Origin of the sequence: Halomonas sp. NCCP-2165 (assembly GCF_023708045.1) — a bacterium.
GTDB lineage: Bacteria > Pseudomonadota > Gammaproteobacteria > Pseudomonadales > Halomonadaceae > Bisbaumannia > Bisbaumannia pacifica.
Map to the genome: position 1 here is coordinate 26,688 of NZ_BRCY01000022.1, position 16,861 is coordinate 43,548.

Below are 16,861 nucleotides of genomic sequence, written 5' to 3' on the forward strand. Positions count from 1 at the left end.
CCGGCTAGGCTTAGGCGAGACGCCGGGGCAAATGTCACCGCTTTTTCCATCCGGCCGCCGCGCCGGACCGCAGGAAGGACGCCATGCTCTATAACCTGGGCTCCATCAATATCGATCATGTCTATCGGGTGCCGCACCTGGTGCGGCCCGGCGAGACCCTGGCCAGCCGCGACTACCAACGGGTGCTGGGTGGCAAGGGCGCCAATCAGTCCCTGGCCCTGGCCCGGGCCGGGGGCCGCGTCACCCACTGGGGGCGCCTGGGTCGCGGTGACGCCTGGGCCCTGGCGCCCCTCGATGAGGCCGGGGTCGCGCTCGATGACCTCGAACTGGTCGACGCCCCCAGCGGCCATGCGCTGATCCAGGTCGACGACGATGGCGAGAACGCCATTATCCTCTACCCGGGCGCCAATCATGGCTTCGACGAGGACGCCCTGGTGGCGCGGATCGCCGCCGCCGAGCCCGGCACCACCCTGCTGCTGCAGAACGAGTGCAATGGCCTGGCCGCGGCCATGGCGGCCGCCAAGCGGCACGGCCTGACCCTGGCCTTCAATCCGGCGCCCATGGACGAGGCGGCCACCCGGCTGCCGCTGGAGACCTGCGACCTGCTGTTCGTCAATCGCGGCGAGGCCGCGGCCCTGGCCGGAGCAGACGAGACCAGCCCCGCCGCGGCCCTGCTCGATGCCCTGGCCGGGCGCCTCCCCGAGGTGGAACTGGTGCTGACCCTGGGCGCGGACGGGGTCCACTACCGCCACAAGGAGACGCGCCTGCGCCTGGCCGCCCATCGGGTCGCCGCGGTGGATACCACCGCCGCCGGCGACACCTTTATCGGCGTCTTCCTAGCGACCCGCCAGGCCGGAGGCGATATCGAGACCTGCCTGCGACGGGCCAGTGCCGCCGCCGCCCTCAGCGTCCAGAGCCCCGGCGCCGCCCCGAGCATTCCCTGGGCTCAGGCGGTGGATGCCGCCCTGGCCGAATGGCCACCCTGCCCCCTGGAAAGCGACGACGGCCACTAGGTTTTGTACGAAACGTCGGCGAGCGATGGACAGACAAGGCAAAAATCGGCGAAAAGACGGACCGGGCACGCGTACGAGTTTACGGGGTGTAAATGAGTACTTTGATCGGACTCGCGCACGAGCCGATTTTTAACGCCGTATGGGCGAGCGCAGGCAGTTTTCGTACAAGCCTAGGTCGCCGTCCTCTCAACCTGGCCCTAGATGGAGATCCCCCATGAGTTATCCGATCATCTTCGATACCGACCCGGGCGTGGACGATGCCCAGGCCATCGCCATCGCCCTGCGCCATCCGCAGATCGAGCTGCTGGGCCTGACCACCACCTACGGCAATGTGGATATCGATGTCGCCACCCGCAACGCCCTGCTGCTCAGCGAGCTGGCCGGGCGCCGCATCCCGGTAGCCCAGGGCGCCGCCGGCCCCCTGGTCAAGCCCCGGCACCCGGCGCCGGCGCATATCCATGGCGCCAATGGCCTGGGCAATATCGACCTGCCGGAGGTCCAGGGCCGAGCGAAGCCGATCGGTGCGGCGCAGTTTATCGTCGAGACGGTACGCGCCCGTCCCGGCGAGGTGACCCTGGTGGCGGTGGGTCCCCTCGGCAACCTGGCCGCGGCCCTGCAGCTTGATCCGGGCATCGTCGAGGCGGTCAAGCGGGTAGTCATCATGGGCGGCTCCATCAGGGAGGGGGGCAACGTCTCGCCGGTGGCGGAGGCCAATATCTTCAATGATCCTCACGCCGCCTCGCGGGTCCTCACCGCCGGCTGGCCGCTGACCCTGGTCGGCCTGGACGCCACCCATCGCTGCGTGCTGAGCCCCGCCGACATGGATGCCATCGCCGCCGGCCAGGGCGAACTCGGCGCCGTGCTCAAGGGCAGTTACGCCTTCTATCGGGAGTTCTACCAGCAGGCCCTGGGCATCGATGGCTGCTGCCCCCACGACAGCTGCGCCCTGGCCTGGCTGTTGCACCCGGAGCTCTTCACCACCGCCCGGGGCCACCTGAGCGTGATCACCGAGGGGGACGCCGCGGGACAGACGCTCTTCGCCCCGGAAGGCCGCGCCTTTATCGACGCGCGCTGGTCACAAACGCCCCTGGTGGAGGCCTGCCTGGGCGCCGATGGCCCCGCCGTGGTGCAGTGGATCGTCGACACCCTAAAATAGCGTTGTAGGGCAGACCTCTGAGGAAACTCAGCTCTTTGAGTTTCGGAGCTATTCTGGGGGATGACACTTCGCAAAGACGCTGTGAACCCTTCCCTGGGCGCTCGACTTTTTCATCCCTGAAAAAGACGCTTTGCTCCGGTCTTCCCCCAGCGCTCCTCAGCAATACGGGCGCGGCCTACATCCACCCCTGCTCTAGAGAGTGATAAAGGCATCCGGGTCACGGGGCGCCGCTTCTTCCAGGCTGACCTGACTGACCCGGGCCTCGGCGGGGCCCTGCCAGAGCCATTGGGTCACCGCGCGGACCGCCTCCTCCTCGCCACACAGCAGCACCTCGACGCGACCATCGGGCAGGTTCTTGGCATAGCCGGTCAGGCCGTGCTGAAGGGCCTGCTCCTGGGTGGCCCGGCGGTACCAGACCCCCTGCACCTTGCCGCTGACCCAGGCCTTGATGCACTGCTTGCTCATGCTGACTCCTCCCTTCGATGATTCCGCCGGCGGCGGCCTCTGTCCCCCTGTTCTAGCACCCGAGTCCGCCGGCGCCAAGGGGGCGGCCTTGCTCCGCCACCGGCATGTCGGGCGCCTCTCCCGAGACGATCGAAAACCCGGCGAGCCGCTAGGCAGCGGCATCGCCTTTGGCTAATCTGGGCACAGGGCCATAAGCCCGACCTGGCGACGCCATCACCCCTGGCGTGCGCATAACAATGAGTCACCCCCACGAAGGGACCCTGCCATGTTCGATCATCCCGACTTCGACCACCACGAACAGGTGGTCTACGGCTGTGACGAGGCCAGCGGCCTCAAGGCGATCATCGCCATTCACAATACCCACCTGGGCCCCGCCCTGGGAGGGCTACGCGTTTTCCCCTATGCCAGCGACGGCGAGGCCCTCAGCGATGTGCTGCGGCTCTCCCGGGGCATGAGCTACAAGTCGGCCCTGGCCGGCCTGCCCCTGGGCGGCGGCAAGGCGGTGATCATCGCCGACCCCAGGCGCGACAAGACCCCGGCGCTGATGCGTGCCATGGGTCGACTGGTGGAGCGCCTGGGCGGACGCTATATCACCGCCGAGGATTCCGGCACCAGCGAGGCGGACATGCAGTGGATCGCCGAGGAGACCACGTATGTCACCGGCCTGCGCCGCAGCGAGGACGAGTCCGGCGACCCCTCGCCCTTCACCGCCCTGGGGGTCTTTCACGGCCTGCAGGCCGCGGTGCGCCACGGCCTGGGACGGGACGACCTCGATGGCGTGCGCGTCGCGATCCAGGGCGTCGGCAGCGTCGGTGCCCACCTGGCCGAGGAGCTCGGCGCCGCGACGCTGCCCCCGGAGGCGATTTTCGATGCCGATGTCGATGTCTTCGCCCCCTGTGCGCTGGGTGGCGCCATCGATGAGACCGCCTGTCGACGCCTCAGGGCGAAGGTGGTGGCCGGGGCCGCGAACAATCAGCTGGCGACGCCCGCCGCCGGCGAGGCTTTGCATCGCCGCGGCATTCTCTATGCGCCGGACTACGTGACCAATGCCGGCGGGGTGATCGAGGTGGCCTGGCAGCGCCGCAGCGACTATGACCGCCAGGCGGTTATCGCCCAGGTGGAGCGCATCGGCACCACCCTGGCGACGATCTTCGAGGGCGCCAGGCGGGAAGGCAAGCGCCCCGAACAGGTCGCCGACCGCCTGGCCGAGGAACGCTTTCGTCCCGACCGCCCACGAGCCGCCTGAGGCCTCCGGCCGGCACCCTCAACGCCGAGGCCGCGCCCAGTGGGCGCGGCCTCGGCAGTTCATAGGGAGGACCTTACTCCGGCAACTGATGCTTACCCACCACGGCGGTTATCGACACCGGCGCGATCATTCCAGCAGTTCGTGCCTGACCACCACGGCGGTTATCGACACCGGCGCGATCATTCCAGCAGTTCGTGCCTGACCACCACGGCGGTATTGCGTGGGGTGATGGTCTTGTGGCGGGCCAGCAGGTGGCATTTGGTAAAGGCCGCGCCATACAGAAGAATCAGCGATGAGTAATATACCCACAGCAAGATGACCACCACGGAGCCGGCGGCGCCATAGGTCGACGCGGTGGCGGTATAGGCCAGGTAGCTGGCGATGCCATAGCGCCCCAGGGCGAAGAGCAGTGCCGTGACCAGGGCGCCCACCAGCACATCCCGCCAGCTCAGCACCACGTCCGGCAGGACCTTGAAGATGGTGGCGAAGAGCGCCGCGATCATCGCCAGGGAGATCAGGAACTCGGCGCTGCCGGCCAGCATTCCCACCGCCGGGACCAGGTTCTCGGCATGCCCGAGCAGGCTCTTCACCATGACGCCGAAAGCCAGCGAGACCAGCAGGATAAAGCCGATGGCCAGCACGATGGTCAGCGACAGCACCCGATTCTTGAGAAAGACGAATAGGCTGTTGCTGCTGGGCCTGGCGGTCACCCCCCAGAGGGTATTGAGGGAGAACTGCATCTGGGCGAAGACGGTGGTGGCACCCACCAGCAGGGCGCCGACCCCCAGCAGGGTGGGCAGGAGCCCCGACTCCTCGATTCGCGACTGAGCCACCGCCTGTTCGATGGCGGCGGCGGCGTCATTCCCCATGGTGCCCTGGAGTTGGGCAACGATCTGCCCCTGGGCGGCCTCCTCGCCCAGCACCATGCCGATAACGGTGACCGCGATGATCACCGTGGGCGCCAAAGAGAAAAGCGTATAGAAGGCCAGGGAGCCGGCATAACTGAAGGCGTTACGCTCCAGCCACAGGCGGATGGCGTCATGCACGATCCGCCACCAGAAGATCACCGTTTCCTTGATCACACCGCGCTCCTTTTCATCTTGGCCAGGGTGGCCAGCATACCGTAAGGCCACCCGGGATGCCGAACGCCGTGCTCACGGGGTCTCGGTTGCCGCCCGCCGGAGGGCTCTCCATAATAGGCGCCACCGATCCTGGCGGAGTCCCCCATGTCCCCTACCCCCTCCGGGTACGATTTCGATTGCCTGGTCTTTATCGGCCGCTTCCAGCCTCCCCACCTCGGGCATCTGGCGGTGATCCACGAGGCCCTCAAGCGGGCTCGTCAGGTCATCGTGCTGGTGGGCTCGGCCTGGCAGGCGCGTTCGCTGCGCAATCCCTGGCGCTTCGAGGAGCGCCACGACCTGCTGCGTAGCTGCTTCGATCCGGAAGAGAATGCCCGCCTGGAGATCGCGCCCCTGCTCGACGCCCTCTACAACGACGATGTCTGGGTGCGTGACGTGCAACGCAAGGTGCGGGATATCGCCAGTCCGAGCCACGGCAGGCTGCCGCGCATCGGGTTGATCGGCGCCAGTCGCGGCCAGTCCAGCTATTACCTGACGCTGTTTCCCCAGTGGGAGTCGGTGAGTGTGCCCCTGGTGGAGGGAATCGCCGCCACCCAGATCCGCGAGCGCCTGTTCCGCTCCCCCTCCTCGGCCGCCGACTACCTCTCCACCGGCGCCCACCACGACTTGCCCCCCAGCATTCATCACACCCTGGCGGGGTTCGTGGAACGCTCGGAGGCCTTCCAGCGCCTGCTCGAGGAGCAGCACCTGCTCAACCAGTACCGCAAGGCCTGGGAACAGGCGCCCTACCCGCCCATCTTCGTTACCGTCAATGCGGTGGTGGTGCAGTCGGGTCATGTGTTGCTGGTGCGCCGCGGCGCGGCGCCGGGCAAGGGGCTGCTGGCCCTGCCGGGGGGCTTTATCAACCCCCACGAACGGCTGCTGGATGCCTGCCTGAGGGAGCTGCGCGAGCGAGTGCGCCTCAAGGTCCCGGAGCCGGTACTCAAGGGATCGCTGCGCGGCCAGCGACTCTTCGACGAGCCCCATCGCAGCTGGCGGGGCCGCACCCTGGCGGAGGCCTTCTACTTCGCCCTGCGCCCCGAGCAGCAGCTCCCCCAGCTCAAGCCCGCCAAGGGGGGCGAGCAGGCCCGCTGGGTGGCCCTGGCCGACCTGGAGCCGGAGAGCCTCTTCGAGGATCACTTCTTTATTATCCAGAACTTCCTGGGCCTGCCCGCCGACTTCGGGACTCCCTGAATTACCGCGGGGGAGTAGATCGGGTAAACCACAGGCGCATCCGACGCCGATGTCGGATGCGCTCGCCCAGGCTCGCTTATCCGCCCTAGCCTTGCAGGAAGTCCCGCGGCAGCTTCATCATCTGCCGCCACAGCTTCTCGACGCCGGGCTTGTGCACCAGGGAACAACGATACAAGCGAATCTCGAGGGGCACGTCCCAGGCGGTGTCCCCGGCGCGTACCAGCCGACCACTGGCCAGCTCCTCGCGGATGCAGAAGTCGGGAATCCAGGCCATGCCCACGCCCTGCATCACCATGCCCTTGAGGCCTTCCGCCATGGCCGTCTCGTAGACGGTGCGCAGCCGCAGGCGCAGCGGGTCGTTCTTGAGCAGCATACGCACGCTGCGTCCCAGGAAGGCGCCCTGGGTATAGGAGAGGTAGGGAATCGACGTTTCCCCCTCCAGCGGGAAGCGCGGCTCGCCGTCGCCATCGGGCAGGCAGACCGGGATCATCTTGACCTGGCCGATGGAGAAGGAGGGGAAGACCTTGGCGTCGAGCTGCATGGTGGCATAGGGGTCGTAGTAGCCCAGCATCAGGTCGCAGTTGCCCTCCCGCAGCACATGGATCGCCTCGCCCATGTTCATGGCCACCAGCCGGGTGGGCAGCTCGCCGGTCCCCTGCTGCAGCCGCGAGATCCACTGGGGATAGAAAGTCAACGCCAGGGAGTGGGCGGCGACGATATCCAGGGCCTCGTTGGCCATGGAGACGCCACGCAGGTGGCCCAGGCACTCATTGAGCTGCTCCACCAGGTGGCGCGCCGTGACCAGGAAGAGCTGGCCCTCGGGGGTCAGGCCCACCGGGGTGGTAGAGCGGTCGACCAGGGTCACCCCCACCGCCTGCTCCAGGGAACGAATCCGCCGGCTGAAGGCCGGCTGGGTCACATGACGCTGACGCGCCGAGCCCGAAAAACTGCGGGTATTGGCCAGGGCGACGAAGTCTTCCAGCCATTTGGTTTCGAGGTTCACCACGACTCCCGATGGACGACAGGACAAGCGGCGGCCCGGGAAGCCGGCGGAAGACGCCCGGCAGCCTCCCAGGGCCGCACCGAAGCGGGTAATTTAGCGGTAAGTCGATACCAGGCCAAGGGGCGGGGTCGGCTTTTCGTAAACCAACCGTCCTGGAGTGCGCCTGTCACTGGATGGGTGACATCAGATAGGCGGCGCGGGAGAGCAACTTGCGCCACAGGGCCCGCCCCTCGATCTCCGTATAATCGATACGCCGACAGGCGGCGAAGTCCTGCTCCAGCATCAACCGCACCTCGGCGGCGAAACGACGATCGGGGACGAAGGCGGTGATCTCGAAATTGAGCCGGAAGGAGCGGTTGTCCAGGTTGATGGTGCCGACGCTGGCACTATGGTCATCGATCAGCATCACCTTCTGATGCAGGAAGCCCGGTTGGTAGCGATAGACCTTGACCCCCGCCTTGAGCATGTCCGGCAGGAAGGAGAAGGCCGACAGGAAGACCAGCAGATGGTCGGGGCGCTCGGGGATCATGATACGTACGTCCACCCCGCGCATGGCGGCCAGGCGCAGGGCATCCTGCACCCCCTGATCCGGCACGAAATAGGGGCTGGTCACCCAGAGTCGCTCCTCGGCACTGTGAATGGCCTGCTGCACCAGCAGGCTGGCGGTATCCTGGCGGTCGGCGGGGCCGGAGGGCACGATCACCACGTTCTGGCACTCCTCGCAGGTGCTGCGCGGCCGCCACTCCAGGCTCAGGACCTCGCCGGTGGCCCAGTGCCAGTCCTCCCAGAAGGCCTCCTGGAGGCCCAGGACGCTGGGCCCCTCCAACTGCAGATGCGTGTCCCGCCAGGGCCCATGCCGCGAGCTCTTGCCCAGGTACTCCACGCCGACATTGTGCCCCCCCAGCCAACCCCGTTGACCGTCGACCACCATCACCTTGCGGTGATTGCGGAAATTGAGCTGGAAGCGGTGACGCACCCCCCGGGAGGAGTTGAAGGCGGTGACATGCACCCCCGCCTCCGCCAGGTCCTTGAGGTAGCCGTCCCCGAGCTTGTGACTGCCGATCTCGTCATAGAGGAAATAGACCCGCACGCCGCGCTCGGCGGCCCGCTCGAGGCGACGCTTGAAGTCATAGCCCAGGGGGTCGTCACGGACGATAAAGAACTGCACCAGCAGATACTCCTCGGCGGCCTCGATGCCGGCGAAGAGGCTTTCGAAGGTGGCCTCGCCATCGATCAGCAGCCGGGTGCGGTTGCCGCTGGTCAGGGGCATCATGGCCAACTGCTCCACGGCGCGGATATCGCCATGCCCCGGGTCGGCCCGATAGGGCTCCAGGCGCCGACGGTAGTCGACCAGCACCCGGCGCAGCACGGTATCGCGTTCGCCCCGGGCGGAGACATAGCCGTAGAATCGCGGGCGACCGAAGACCCAGTAGGCGGGCAGCGCCACATAAGGAAAGGTGATCAGGCTGATGATCCAGGCCACGGCCCCCTGGGAGGTGCGACTGGACATCAGCGCGAGCAGTGCCGACAGCAAACCCAGCAGGTGTACCAGGAAGATCCCCAGGCCCAGCAACCAGGCGGTCATGGCAGGCTCCTTCTGCAAGACGGCGGTGGCCCCCGGGGGCCCGGCGCGCGTCGCCGGGCCCACGGGGCCACCCAAGACTATCAGAATGTACGGCGGGGTTCGCCTCAGGAGACCTTCTCGGCGATGATCTCCTTCCACTTGGCGGGGCCGGTCTGGTGTACCGAGGTCCCCTGGCTGTCCACCGCCACGGTCACCGGCATGTCCTCCACCTCGAACTCGTAGATGGCCTCCATGCCCAGGTCCTCGAAGCCCACCACCCGGGACTGCTTGATGGCCTGGGCCACCAGGTAGGCGGCGCCGCCCACCGCCATCAGATAGACCGCCTGGTTGTCGCGGATCGCCTCGATGGCCGCCGGGCCGCGCTCGGCCTTGCCGACCATGCCCAGCAGGCCGGTCTCCTCGAGCATGGTGCGGGTGAACTTATCCATGCGGGTCGCCGTGGTGGGGCCGGCCGGGCCGACCACCTCATCGCCCACCGGATCCACCGGGCCCACGTAATAGATAAAGCGCCCTTTCAGGTCCACCGGCAGGGACTCGCCCTTGCCGATCATGTCGACCATGCGCTTGTGGGCGGCGTCGCGGCCGGTGAGCAGCTTGCCGTTGAGCAGCAGGGTGTCGCCGGGCTGCCAGCTCTGCACCTCTTCCGGAGTGACCTTGTCCAGGTCGACGCGCTTGACGTTGTCGCCGGCCTCCCGGGTGATCTCCGGCCAGTCCTCCAGCTTGGGGGCCGGCAGGGCCGCGGGGCCGGAGCCGTCGAGGGTGAAGTGGGCGTGACGGGTGGCGGCGCAGTTGGGGATTATCGCCACCGGCTTGTTGGCGGCGTGGGTCGGGTAGTCCTTGACCTTGATATCCAGCACCGTGGTCAGCCCGCCCAGGCCCTGGGCGCCGATGCCGCTCTGGTTGACCTTGTCGAACAGCTCGAGACGCAGCTCCTCGGCGCGAGTGGAGGCGCCGCGGGCCTGCAGCTCCTGGATATCGATGGGATCGAGCAGCGCCTCCTTGGCGATCTCCATGGCCTTCTCGGCGGTGCCGCCGATGCCGATGCCCAGCATGCCGGGCGGGCACCAGCCGGCGCCCATCTTGGGCAGCTGCTCCAGCACCCAGTCGACGACGTTGTCGGAGGGGTTGAGCATGGCGAACTTGGACTTGGCCTCGCTGCCGCCGCCCTTGGCGGCCACATGCACCTCGACGGTGTCGCCGGGGACGAGCTTGTGGTGGATGATCGCCGGGGTGTTGTCTCCGGTGTTCTTGCGGGCCCCGTCCGGGTCGGCCAGCACCGAGGCGCGCAGCACGTTGTCGGGGAGCTGGTAGGCGCGACGCACCCCCTCGTTGATCATGTCATCGAGGCTCATCTGGGCGTCCCACTGGACGTTCATGCCCACGTGGACGAAGACGGTGACGATGCCGGTGTCCTGGCAGATCGGGCGATGGCCCAGGGCACACATCCGCGAGTTGATCAGGATCTGGGCGATGGCATCCTTGGCCGCCGGGTTCTCCTCCCGCTGGTAGGCTTCATGCATGGCATCGATGAAGTCCTTGGGGTGGTAATAGGAGATGTACTGGAGGGCGTCGGCCACGCTCTGGATCAGGTCATCCTGGCGGATCACGGTCATTAGGAGGAACTCCTTGGCTAGTCGGGTCGTGCCCATGGCCCATCGAGGCGCGGGCTATTAGGCGGCGAAGATTATACCCGATCCCCCCTGCCCGCGGTACGCCCTACCCCCAAGGTCGCACCAGGCAAGGTGTCGCGACACATGATAACGGTATAAACCCGGCAATATCCCCTTCACTCCGCCCGCCACCTCAGGGCTTAGACGGTCCCCAGGGCCAGCTGGCGCTCCTGAAGTTCGTGCAAGCGGTCACGCAGCCGCGCCGCCTCCTCGAACTCCAGGTTCTGGGCCGCCTCGAACATGGCGTCCTCGACCCGGGCCAGCTCCTTGTGCAGCGCCTCGGGAGACAGCGCGGCGGGATCATAGGCCCCCTGGGGCTCGGCCACCTTGCGCTCGCCACGCCGGCGACCGCCCTTCTTGCCCGGGGCCTGGGCCGCCTCGAGGATATCCGCCACCGAGCGGGTCACCGTCTGCGGCGTGATGCCGTGCTCCGCGTTGTGAGCCAGCTGCTTGGCCCGGCGCCGCTCGGTCTCTTCCATGGCGCGACGCATGGAATCGGTGATGCGATCGCCATAGAGCAGCGCCTTGCCGTTGGCGTTGCGCGCCGCCCGGCCGATGGTCTGGATCAGCGAACGCTCGGCACGCAGGAAGCCCTCCTTGTCCGCGTCGAGGATGGCCACCAGGGAGACCTCGGGAATATCCAGGCCCTCCCGCAGCAGGTTGATCCCCACCAGAACATCGAACTCGCCCAGGCGCAGGTCGCGGATGATCTCGACCCGCTCCACGGTATCGATATCCGAGTGCAAATAGCGCACCCGCACGCCGTGCTCGTCCAGGTAATCGGTGAGGTCTTCCGCCATGCGCTTGGTCAGGGTGGTCACCAGCACCCGCTCCCCCACCGCGGTGCGCAGGTGAATCTCCGAGAGCAGGTCGTCCACCTGGGTGGAGGCCGGCCGCACCTCGATCTGCGGGTCCACCAGGCCGGTGGGACGCACCACCTGCTCCACCACCTGGCCGGCGTGCTCCGCCTCGTAGTTGCCCGGCGTGGCGGAGACGAAGATGGTCTGGGGGCAGATCGCCTCCCACTCCTCGAACTTCATGGGCCGGTTGTCCAGGGCCGAGGGCAGGCGGAAGCCGTACTCCACCAGGGTCTCCTTGCGGGAGCGGTCGCCCTTGTACATGCCCCCCACCTGGGGAACGCTGACGTGACTCTCGTCGATAAACAGCAGGGCATCGTCCGGCAGGTAGTCGAAGAAGGTGGGCGGCGGCTCCCCCGGGGCCCGCCCGGAGAGGTAGCGGGAGTAGTTCTCGATGCCGTTGCAGTAGCCCAGCTCCAGCATCATCTCCAGGTCATAGTGGGTGCGCTGCTCCAGGCGTTGGGCCTCCACCAGCTTGTCGTGCTTGCGCAGCCAGTCGAGGCGCTCCACCAGCTCCGCCTTGATCGACTCGGTGGCCTCGAGGATGGTCTCCCGAGGCGTCACATAGTGACTCTTGGGGTAGATGGTCATCCGCGGGACCTGGCCCCGCACCTCCCCGGTCAGCGGGTCGAAGAGACGAATGGAATCGATCTCGTCATCGAAGAGCTCGACGCGCACCGCCTCGTCCTCGGCGTCCGCCGGGAAGATATCGATGACGTCGCCGCGCACCCGGTAGGTACCGCGCTTGAAGTCCATGTCGTTGCGGGTGTACTGCAGCTCCGCCAGGCGGCGCAGGAAATCGCGCTGGTGGATCAGCTCGCCGCGGGTGAAGTGCAGGCGCATCTTGAGGTACTGGTCGGGGTCGCCCAGGCCGTAGATGGCCGACACCGAGACCACGATCAGCGCGTCGCGCCGCTCCAGCAGCGCCTTGGTGGCGGAGAGACGCATCTGCTCGATATGGTCGTTGATCGAGGCGTCCTTCTCGATAAAGGTGTCCGAGGCGGGCACATAGGCCTCGGGCTGGTAGTAGTCGTAGTAGGAGACGAAGTATTCGACGGCGTTATCGGGAAAGAACGCCTTGAACTCGCCGTAGAGCTGGGCCGCCAGGGTCTTGTTGGGGGCCATGACGATGGTCGGCCGCTGCAGTCGTTCCACCACATTGGCCATGGTGAAGGTCTTGCCGGAGCCGGTGACCCCCAGCAGCGTCTGATGGGCAAGCCCCGCCTCCAGCCCCTGGACCAGGCCCTCGATGGCCCGGGGCTGGTCACCGGCGGGCCGAAACTTGGATGCCAGTCGAAAGGACTTGCTCATGCGCTTGTCTCCATCGGACGCCCGGGGAACCCCCGGCAAGATAACGGTATAAGATCGTTCGGACGGCTACTTGGCCCGGACCCCGAGCTTCTTGAGCTCGCCGAGCAGCGCCTGGCGGCTGACGCGTCCTTCCACCTCGGCGCCATGACGCCCCACTTCGACGCTCTCGACGCCATCCATCATCATCAGGGCGGTGGTGATGCGGTTGATCAGTTCGACGCCTTCGACGCCCTCGAATTCCAGGGAATAGTGAGCCATGGCCCCACCTTTATGTCGCCAATGAAAAGAGCCTGGCAGTTTAGCATGCCCATCGCCTCGCCTTGAGCCCCATCGGCCGCCGCCCGCTCGCCAATCGGGGCGCCACGAGGATCGGCCCCGGGGAGCGCCTGCGGTATCATGGCCCTATCGAGTCGATGCACCACCGCCAAGGAGATCCCGATGATTGATTGGAGTGTTTTGGACAGGGTTCGGGTCGTGGATGCCGAACACCTCGATTTCCCCACCCCGGACCCGGCCCGCCGCGCCCTGGATGCCACCGTGATCGCCCCGCTGGCCCACCTGGGCGTGCTGGAGATCCAGGGCAGCGACGCGGCGCGCTTCCTGCAGGGACAGACCAGCGCCCAGGTCGACCTGGCCGATGGCGACTTCGCTCCGCTCACCTGCTTCTGCTCGGTCAAGGGGCGGGTGCTGGCCAATGCGCAACTGCTGCGCCGCGGGGAGCAGACCTACTGGCTGATCCTCTCCCGGGACCTGGTCACCCCCCTGGCGGAGCACCTGGGCAAGTTCGCCCCCTTCTATCGGGCCAGTCTGACGCCGCGGGACGATATTGCCCTGCTGGGACTGATCGGTCAGGAAGCCCCGGCCCTGGCCGAAGCCCGCCTGGATATGGTGCCACCGGCCATCTGGCACCAGGTGGCAGATGAGGAGACCCTGGTGCTGCGCCACCCGGGACCGCGCCCCCGGCTGCTGCTGGCAATTCCCGAGGCCGCCCTGGCCGACACCTGGCGGACCCTCGGCGCCCAGGCCGAGCCGGTGGGCAACGCCATCTGGCGCCTGCACGATATCCAGGCGGGGCTGGCCTGGCTAGGCGCCGAGCAGGCCGATGCCTATCTGCCGCAGATGATCAACTGGGAGGCGCTGGGCGGCATCAGCTTCAAGAAGGGCTGCTACACCGGCCAGGAGGTAGTGGCCCGGGCCCACTTCCGGGGCCAGGTGAAGAAGCGCCTGGTGCGTGCCCAACTGGAGGGCGACCGGCGGCCGGCCCCGGGTAGCGCGGTGGAGGACGCCGCCGGCAAGTCGGTGGGGGATGTGCTCGGTGCCGAGCTGGACGCCTATGGTCAGCCGGAAGTGCTGGCGGTGCTCAGCACCAAGGAGGACCTGGGCCCCCTGTCGGTGACAGGGCAGCCCCTCAAGCGCCTCAAGCTGCCCTACCCCATCGAGCGCCTCGACCCCGAGGCACTCGCCGACAAGGGCTGAGCCGCGCCGGATGCCGCATCAGCGCGGCGCCTCGAGGCCGAAGAGGCGTCGCGCGGTGGCGCTGCTATCCGCCGCCACCCGGGCCACCGACTGCCCGCGCAGCGCGGCCACCGCCCGGCACACCTCGGCGACCCGGGCGGGTTCGTTGCGCTCGCCCCGATGCCCCGCCAGGGGCATATCGGGGCTGTCGGTCTCCAGCACATAGCCATCGTCCGGCAGGCTCGCCACGGCGCGATGCAAGCGCTTGGCGCGGTCATGGGTCAGGGCGCCGCCCAGTCCCACCACGAAGCCCAGGTCGATAAAGCGCCGGGCCTGCTCCGGGGAGCCGGCGAAGGCATGGATCAGCCCCCCTTGGGGGGGCGCCAGCTGACGCAGCCGCTTGGCCATCAGGTCATTGACCCGCACACAGTGAATCACCAGGGGCAAGCGATGCGCCTTGGCCAGGCGCACCTGGGCCTCGAAGAGTCGCCACTGGGCCGCCAGGGTGTCGCCGAGGCGGCCATCCACCCCACACTCCCCCAGCGCCACGATGCGCGGCCCGCCACCCGCCTCGGCTAAGGCCTCGACCAGGACCGCGTCCAGGGCCTCCGGGTCACCGTCACCGTGCTCGTCGAGAAAGTAGGGATGCAGCCCCAGGCAGACGCTGATGTCGTCACGCGCCCCCAGCGCCAGCACGCTCGGCCAGCGGGCCCGGGTGGTTCCCGGCACCACCAGGTGCCCCACGCCGGCGGCATGCGCCCGCGCCAGCACCGCCTCCCGGTCGGCATCGAAATCGGGAAAGTCCAGATGGCAGTGGGCGTCGATTAGCATAAGCACAAACTGGAAGCCGGAAGCTGGAAGCCGGAAGCCGGAAGCCGGAAGCCGGAAGCCGGAAGCCGGAAGCCGGAAGCCGGAAGCCGGAAGCCGGAAGCCGGAAGCCGGAAGCCGGAAGCCGGAAGCCGGAGACCTTGCCACACATGTTGGCGATGGCAAAAGGCCCGTGTTTTTCTTACAGCTTCAAGCTTACAGCTTACAGCTCCCCGAAGGGGATCAGTGTTCTCGGGTGGGCTGGAAACGGATCTCCGGCCAGCGCTCCTGGGTCATCTGCAGATTGACCCGGGTGGGGGCGATATAGGTCAGGTAACCGCCACCGTCGATGGCCAGGTTGGCGCTGGCCTTGCGCTTGAACTCCTCGAACTTCTTGGCGTCGTCGCTATAGACCCAGCGGGCGGTCTGGACGTTCACCGCCTCGTAGACACAGTCGACCTTGTACTCCTCCTTGAGGCGGTGGGCCACCACGTCGAACTGCAGGCTACCCACGGCGCCGAGGATCAGGTCGTTGTTGTCCAGCGGCATAAACAGCTGGGTGGCGCCCTCCTCGGAGAGCTGCTGCAGGCCCTTCTGCAGGGCCTTCATCTTCAGCGGGTCCTTGAGCTGCACGCGCTTGAAGAGCTCCGGGGCGAAGTGGGGAATGCCGGTGAAGCGCATGTCCTCGCCGAGGGTGAAGGTATCGCCGATCTGGATGGTGCCGTGGTTGTGCAGGCCGATGATATCGCCGGGCCAGGCCTCTTCCACCTGGGCCCGGTCCGAGGCCATAAAGGTCAAGGCATCGGCGATCTTCACGTCCTTGCCGATCCGCACATGGCGCATCTTCATGTTCTTCTCGTACTTGCCCGAGCAGACCCGCAGGAAGGCGATGCGATCCCGGTGCTTGGGATCCATGTTGGCCTGGATCTTGAACACGAAGCCGGTAAAGCGCCCATCGCCGGCCTCCACCGAACGGCTATCGGTCTCACGGGGCTGGGGCGCCGGGGCGTACTCGACGAAGCCGTCGAGCATCTCGCGCACCCCGAAGTTGCCCATGGCGGTGCCGAAATAGACCGGGGTCAGCTCGCCGCGACGGTAGGCCTCGAGATCGAACTCGTGGGAGGCGCCGCGCACCAGCTCCACCTCCATGCGCAGTTCCTCGGCCTGGTCTTCGCCGAGCACGGCGTCCACCTCGGGGTTGTCGAGCCCCTCGATGCGCTTGTCCTCGGGAATGCGATTGCCCTGACCCTGGGTATAGAGATGGATGGTGTCGTTGTAGAGGTGATAGACCCCCTGGAAATGGCGCCCCATGCCGATGGGCCAGGTCATGGGCGCACACTGGATATTGAGCACCGTCTCGACCTCGTCCATCACCTCGATGGGGTCGCGGATATCCCGATCCATCTTGTTGATAAAGGTGAGGATCGGCGTGGTGCGCAGGCGACACACCTCCATCAGCTTGATGGTGCGATCCTCGACGCCCTTGGCGCCGTCGATCACCATCAGCGCCGAGTCCACCGCGGTCAGGGTGCGATAGGTGTCCTCGGAGAAGTCCTCGTGGCCCGGGGTATCGAGCAGGTTGACGATGCGCCCGCCATAGGGGAACTGCATCACCGAGGTGGTCACCGAGATGCCCCGCTCCTGCTCCATCTTCATCCAGTCGGAGGTGGCGTGGCGATCGGCACGCTTGCTCTTCACCGAGCCGGCCATCTGGATGGCGTTTCCGAACAGCAGCATCTTCTCGGTGATGGTGGTCTTTCCCGCATCCGGGTGCGAGATGATCGCGAAAGTGCGTCGAAGCCCCGCTTCGTGGGCCAGCTGTTGGTCTTGCATTATCCGCTGTCGCCTATCTGTATTCGCCCCGGGGCTCGCCAGGGGTAGCGAGCGGGGCGATGGGTGTCGGTTGGCGCGCATTGTAGCTTGCCCGGCCCCGCCTTGTCGCCAGGACCGCACCCGCCGGCTCGGCAGCAAAACGCCGCCC

At 67.1% G+C, this 16,861-nt stretch carries 14 protein-coding genes; 5 read left to right on the top strand and 9 right to left on the bottom strand.

Annotated features, from left to right (window positions below; translation table 11 throughout):
- Positions 1-83 precede the first annotated feature (83 nt).
- Entirely contained in the window at positions 84-1,013 is a 930-nt protein-coding gene (locus NFU04_RS12020; RefSeq protein WP_251309660.1) for a ribokinase, read from the top strand.
- A gap of 214 nt (positions 1,014-1,227) precedes the next feature.
- Complete coding sequence (locus NFU04_RS12025) at positions 1,228-2,169, top strand: nucleoside hydrolase (protein WP_251309661.1); 942 nt, start codon at positions 1,228-1,230, stop codon at positions 2,167-2,169.
- Positions 2,170-2,361: 192 nt separating this feature from the next.
- On the opposite strand, the gene yccX is transcribed toward NFU04_RS12025, so the two are convergent.
- Complete coding sequence (gene yccX / locus NFU04_RS12030; RefSeq protein ID WP_251309662.1) at positions 2,362-2,634, bottom strand: acylphosphatase; 273 nt, start codon at positions 2,632-2,634, stop codon at positions 2,362-2,364.
- 265 nt (positions 2,635-2,899) lie between these two features.
- Here yccX and NFU04_RS12035 point away from each other — a divergent pair, with 265 nt between their 5' ends.
- On the top strand, positions 2,900-3,880 hold the full coding sequence (locus NFU04_RS12035) for a Glu/Leu/Phe/Val family dehydrogenase (protein ID WP_251309663.1): 981 nt from the start codon (positions 2,900-2,902) through the stop codon (positions 3,878-3,880).
- Positions 3,881-4,059: 179 nt separating this feature from the next.
- Here the strand turns inward: NFU04_RS12035 and NFU04_RS12040 are convergent, their stop codons facing one another.
- Positions 4,060-4,962: a YihY/virulence factor BrkB family protein gene (locus NFU04_RS12040; RefSeq protein WP_251309664.1), complete on the bottom strand. Its 903-nt coding sequence runs from the start codon at positions 4,960-4,962 to the stop codon at positions 4,060-4,062.
- 144 nt (positions 4,963-5,106) lie between these two features.
- On the opposite strand from NFU04_RS12040, the gene NFU04_RS12045 reads away from it, so the two are divergent.
- The gene (locus NFU04_RS12045) at positions 5,107-6,192 is read left to right on the top strand and encodes a bifunctional nicotinamide-nucleotide adenylyltransferase/Nudix hydroxylase (RefSeq protein ID WP_251309665.1); all 1,086 of its coding nucleotides are present in this window, start codon (positions 5,107-5,109) and stop codon (positions 6,190-6,192) included.
- An 85-nt stretch (positions 6,193-6,277) separates the two neighbouring features.
- On the opposite strand, the gene NFU04_RS12050 is transcribed toward NFU04_RS12045, so the two are convergent.
- From NFU04_RS12050 to NFU04_RS12070, 5 genes are all read right to left on the bottom strand, one after another.
- On the bottom strand, positions 6,278-7,195 hold the full coding sequence (locus NFU04_RS12050) for a LysR substrate-binding domain-containing protein (protein WP_251309666.1): 918 nt from the start codon (positions 7,193-7,195) through the stop codon (positions 6,278-6,280).
- A gap of 166 nt (positions 7,196-7,361) precedes the next feature.
- Entirely contained in the window at positions 7,362-8,780 is a 1,419-nt protein-coding gene (cls, locus tag NFU04_RS12055; protein WP_251309667.1) for a cardiolipin synthase, read from the bottom strand.
- Between the two features lie 104 nt (positions 8,781-8,884).
- Positions 8,885-10,393, bottom strand: a complete 1,509-nt coding sequence (locus tag NFU04_RS12060; RefSeq protein WP_251309668.1) for a fumarate hydratase — start codon at positions 10,391-10,393, stop codon at positions 8,885-8,887.
- A 197-nt stretch (positions 10,394-10,590) separates the two neighbouring features.
- Positions 10,591-12,618, bottom strand: coding sequence for an excinuclease ABC subunit UvrB (uvrB, locus tag NFU04_RS12065; protein WP_251309669.1), 2,028 nt, complete (start codon positions 12,616-12,618; stop codon positions 10,591-10,593).
- A gap of 66 nt (positions 12,619-12,684) precedes the next feature.
- Positions 12,685-12,876 (bottom strand): hypothetical protein, encoded by a 192-nt coding sequence (locus NFU04_RS12070; RefSeq protein ID WP_146801144.1) that lies wholly within the window; start codon positions 12,874-12,876, stop codon positions 12,685-12,687.
- Between the two features lie 180 nt (positions 12,877-13,056).
- On the opposite strand from NFU04_RS12070, the gene ygfZ reads away from it, so the two are divergent.
- Complete coding sequence (gene ygfZ / locus NFU04_RS12075) at positions 13,057-14,094, top strand: CAF17-like 4Fe-4S cluster assembly/insertion protein YgfZ (RefSeq protein ID WP_251309670.1); 1,038 nt, start codon at positions 13,057-13,059, stop codon at positions 14,092-14,094.
- 18 nt (positions 14,095-14,112) lie between these two features.
- Here ygfZ and NFU04_RS12080 read toward each other — a convergent pair whose 3' ends face one another.
- Together NFU04_RS12080 and NFU04_RS12085 are read right to left on the bottom strand one after the other, a co-directional pair.
- Complete coding sequence (locus NFU04_RS12080; protein ID WP_251309671.1) at positions 14,113-14,904, bottom strand: TatD family hydrolase; 792 nt, start codon at positions 14,902-14,904, stop codon at positions 14,113-14,115.
- A gap of 219 nt (positions 14,905-15,123) precedes the next feature.
- Positions 15,124-16,713 (bottom strand): peptide chain release factor 3, encoded by a 1,590-nt coding sequence (locus NFU04_RS12085; RefSeq protein WP_251309672.1) that lies wholly within the window; start codon positions 16,711-16,713, stop codon positions 15,124-15,126.
- Between the last annotated feature and the right edge of the window lie 148 nt (positions 16,714-16,861).